We start from the raw sequence: 2,355 nt of genomic DNA, 5'->3' as shown, positions 1-2,355 counted from the left end.
GTGTCCGTCCGGTAATCCCCACATTCAATTCATAAGTTAGCTCCGGCATGGTGCTCTCTTTGCAAAGGAGAATGACCATGCAGCAACATCAACGAAGAGACGTGCAAGACTGGCTCAATTTATTTGACCAACAAAAACAAAGCGGACTCACTGCGGTGGCGTTTTGTCGCCAGCAACAGATTAATGTTCAAACATACTACACTAGGCGTCGTGATATCAGGCTACAGCGAACAAATAGTAAGTTCGTTCAGGTTAAGCGTGAAGTCACTAAAGTTGAGTCATACACTGAGGAAATGGGTGGCGACCTCCTCCTGAAATTGGGAAACGCAGAACTTACCGTGCCAACCACTACTAACCCTCATTGGGTTGCCGCCGTGATGAAGGTATTGGCCGAATGAAGATGTTCGTTGAGCCTGCCGACATTTATTTATACATGGAAATCGTCGACTTCCGTAAATCAATTAACGGCTTACTTGTCGTGGTTGAGCAGGATATGAATCTCAACCCGTTCCGTGATGCATTGTTCGTCTTCTGCAATAAAAAGCGCGATAAGCTAAAAATACTCTATTGGGATAAAACGGGGTTCGCACTCTGGTACAAACGACTTGAGAAGCATCGGTTTAAATGGCCTGTCGATGAGAATTTACAGCAGATGCATGTGAGTGAGCAGCAGTTGCAATGGTTATTATCCGGCTTTGATGTGATTGGCCATCAGCCCTTAAATTACACTGCATCCGGCTTATAACCTGTGATCATAAGTAGCGATTAACGATCGCAAAATTGTCTTAATAATGTCGGGTAATCAGTATCTTATTGCATGATAATAAGGTCATGAATATTGATATCGAAAACTTACCCGACGACCCCGCGACACTGAAAAAGATGTTGTCGCAGGTTATGTCTCGCTATCTATATCTCGAAGAACAGTTTCGTATTGCCCAGCACAAGCAGTTCGGTAAAAGTACTGAAGGCCACCCTGGGCAAGGTGAGTTGTTTAATGAAGCGGAAGAACTGGTCGTTGAATCTGAAACCGCCGAAGAAACGATGAGCTACACCCGCAAAAAGGCGACACGTAAACCGCTGCCTAAAGACCTGCCTCGTGAAGTTATCGTTCACGATATTAGCGACGAAGAAAAAATCTGTGGCTGTTGTGCGGGCGAATTACATCGCATTGGTGAAGATAAGTCAGAGAAGCTTCAGTTTATCCCCGCTCAGGTAAAAGTGATTGAGCATGTTCGTCCTAAATATGCGTGCCGTACTTGTGAAAAAGACGGCATCAGCAATAAGGTGAAGCAAGCGCCAGTGCCTCACAGTGTTATCCCCAAAGGATATGCAACGCCAAGCTTGTTAAGTCAAATCATTACCAGCAAATATCAGTATGGGCTACCGCTTTATCGACAAGAAGCAATGTTTAAACAGCATGGTATCGAGCTAAGCCGTAAAACCATGGCTGATTGGATAGTCCGCTGCGCTGAGTTGTTTAAACCCCTTTATGACCACCTACATAAACACCTGCTGCAACAACCCGTTGTCGCGGCAGATGAAACCACGCTGAAGGTGGTTGAATCTGATAAAGCGACTAGCTATATGTGGCTGTACGCCAGTGGGGCTGACTCACCTGCGGGTAATATACCTGATACAGAAATACCTAATATTGTGCTGTACGACTATCACAATAGTCGCGCAGGGCAATGCGCGGTAGACTTCCTCAAAGGCTATAACGGCTACTTACAAGTGGATGGCTATCAAGGCTATGAGCAAACGCAAGCCACACTCATTGGCTGTTGGGCACATGCACGTCGTAAGTTCATGGAAGCCAAAAAAGGCGCAGGTAAAAAAGGCAGTGGCAAAGCGGATTGGGCACTCAACCATATCCAAAAACTCTACCGCATCGAAACACAGTTAAAAGATAAAACAGTGGAAGTGCGCTACCTCACCAGACAAGAGAAAAGCCTGCCGCTACTCAATCAGCTTCATGCATGGCTAATGAAATCAGTGCAACAGGTGTTACCGAAAACCAAATTAGGTGAAGCAATACAATACAGCTTAAATCAATGGGAAAAGCTAGCGCGCTACACACTCGACGGATTATTGAATATCGATAATAATCGCGCTGAGCGCGCGATTAAACCGTTTGTGATAGGCAGGAAGAATTGGCTCTTTAGCCAAACTGCCACAGGCGCAAACGCCAGTGCGGTTCTCTACAGCATTATCGAAACGGCAAAAGCCAACGACCTCAATGTGTTCGAGTATGTGATGACTTGCCTTGATGAGTTGAGCAAGCCAGAGCCGATTATCGAGCAACTACTACCATGGCAGTTTACTAACCGCTAGGTGGGATTACCGGACGGATAC

Annotated in this window: 3 protein-coding genes; all 3 read left to right on the top strand. The window is 45.8% G+C overall.

Annotated elements, in window-relative coordinates; genetic code table 11:
- Nucleotides 1-77 precede the first annotated feature (77 nt).
- The 3 genes from NO989_RS21715 to NO989_RS21705 all read left to right on the top strand — a co-directional run bounded on the left by NO989_RS21715 (nucleotide 78) and on the right by NO989_RS21705 (nucleotide 2,334).
- Entirely contained in the window at nucleotides 78-398 is a 321-nt protein-coding gene (locus NO989_RS21715) for a hypothetical protein (RefSeq protein WP_014979025.1), read from the top strand.
- The gene (gene tnpB, locus NO989_RS21710; RefSeq protein ID WP_014979024.1) at nucleotides 395-745 is read left to right on the top strand and encodes an IS66 family insertion sequence element accessory protein TnpB; all 351 of its coding nucleotides are present in this window, start codon (nucleotides 395-397) and stop codon (nucleotides 743-745) included. The genes NO989_RS21715 and tnpB overlap by 4 nt, the downstream gene beginning before the upstream one ends.
- Nucleotides 746-831: 86 nt before the next feature.
- A complete protein-coding gene (locus tag NO989_RS21705) occupies nucleotides 832-2,334 on the top strand; it encodes an IS66 family transposase (RefSeq protein ID WP_014979023.1) in 1,503 nt (500 codons plus the stop codon).
- The last annotated feature ends 21 nt before the right edge of the window (nucleotides 2,335-2,355 follow it).

The organism is Alteromonas sp. DY56-G5 (genome assembly GCF_041414725.1).
GTDB lineage: Bacteria > Pseudomonadota > Gammaproteobacteria > Enterobacterales > Alteromonadaceae > Alteromonas > Alteromonas macleodii.
The sequence above is the reverse complement of the archived record's forward strand: the minus strand, read 5'-3'. Positions and strand labels throughout refer to the sequence as shown.

Coding starts and splice junctions, on each gene's coding strand:
- tnpB (WP_014979024.1), top strand. CDS start 395: ATGAAGATGTTCGTTGAGCCTGCCGACATTTATTTATACATGGAAATC.
- NO989_RS21715 (WP_014979025.1), top strand. CDS start 78: ATGCAGCAACATCAACGAAGAGACGTGCAAGACTGGCTCAATTTATTT.
- NO989_RS21705 (WP_014979023.1), top strand. CDS start 832: ATGAATATTGATATCGAAAACTTACCCGACGACCCCGCGACACTGAAA.